At 40.0% G+C, this 916-nt stretch carries 1 pseudogene; it reads right to left on the bottom strand.

What is annotated here, in order from left to right:
• Positions 1-844: pseudogene (locus L1068_RS21805) on the bottom strand (IS3 family transposase); the annotation flags it as partial.
• Positions 845-916 lie beyond the last annotated feature (72 nt).

Here is a 916-nt window from a genome sequence, read left to right as displayed (position 1 = left end):
AACTCAAGTTTATGTGAGATAAATTCAGGCCCGTTGTCCTGCCTAAGCCGTTTAGGGTAGCCTCTGTACTCGGCCACACGGTCTAATACACGTATTATTCGTTCAGCAGGTAAACTTGAATCTACCTCAATGGCTAACGATTCTCGATTGTAATCATCAATCACATTAAAGGTTCTAAACGATTTACCTGAGTATAAACTGTCACTCATAAAGTCCATCGACCAACAATCGTTCGCTTGAGCAGGTACAGACAACGGTTCTGGCTCTCGACTTGGCAATCGCTTTTTACCTTTACGCCGTAGATTAAGTTTTAAGCCACAATAAATGCGATAAACACGTTTGTGATTCCAACCATAACCCATGAACCTTAATCGTTTAAATATCTTACGAAAACCGTATCGTGTGTGTTTTTGAGCCAGCTCAGAAACGGCTTTAATAATTTCACCATCGTCAACGAGTTTGGGTTGATAATAGTAAGTACAACGACTGATATTTAAGGCATTACAAGCCAGAACAACGCCTAAACCATGTTGAATTACCGCATACTGCGCTAACTCCTTGCGCTCCACTGGCTTTACAGCTTTTTTTCGATAATGTCTTTCAGAGCCACGTTTTGCAGGCTAACATCAGCAAACATCTTTTTAAGCTTGGCATTTTCTTCTTCAAGCTCTTTCATACGTTTAAGTTCAGATTGCTCCATGCCGCCGTATTTGGCTTTCCACTTGTAATAGGTGCTTTGCCCGACATTATGCTTTCGACACAAATCTGGAACTGTCATTACGCCTGACTCACCTTCTTTTAAAATGGTAAATATCTGGGTTTCACTAAATCTCGATTTTTTCATGTGGTTCTCCATCTAAAGTTACTTTAATGGAAAACTCTACTTTTAACATTCTGATTTTATGGGAGGGTTACA

The organism is Pseudoalteromonas sp. MMG024 (assembly GCF_021654175.1).
Taxonomy (GTDB): domain Bacteria; phylum Pseudomonadota; class Gammaproteobacteria; order Enterobacterales; family Alteromonadaceae; genus Pseudoalteromonas.
The sequence above is the reverse complement of the archived record's forward strand: the minus strand, read 5'-3'. Positions and strand labels throughout refer to the sequence as shown.